Raw genomic sequence first — 314 nt, forward strand, 5'->3', positions numbered from 1 at the left:
TCAACGAAAGAAGCTTCGTTTTTAACTTCTGCTTCGTCTACACCTAGCTGTTCAACAATGATTTTCTTTACGCGTTCTTCGATGTTGCTCATTTTTCTTTTCCTTTACAGATTTCGCCTAATGCGATGATTCCGTAGTTTATTCGAACTATTGAAAGTTGCAAGGGGGTCCTTGCTGGTCAAACCACAAAATTAGCGAATTTAACCGAATTTCAATACATTTTTGACTTAAATCATGCACAAATCTTGCGCATAAGCATGACAAGTTCATGACAGTTAACTGCAACTATAGGCTATTTTTCACAATGTAAAATA

The 314-nt window shown here is 36.0% G+C and carries 1 pseudogene; it reads right to left on the minus strand.

The features are described 5' to 3' along the window. Positions 1-92, minus strand: a pseudogene (locus IQR33_RS06645) (acyl carrier protein); the annotation flags it as partial. Positions 93-314 lie beyond the last annotated feature (222 nt).

The organism is Vibrio sp. OPT46, assembly GCF_015163535.1.
Lineage (GTDB): Bacteria > Pseudomonadota > Gammaproteobacteria > Enterobacterales > Vibrionaceae > Vibrio > Vibrio alginolyticus.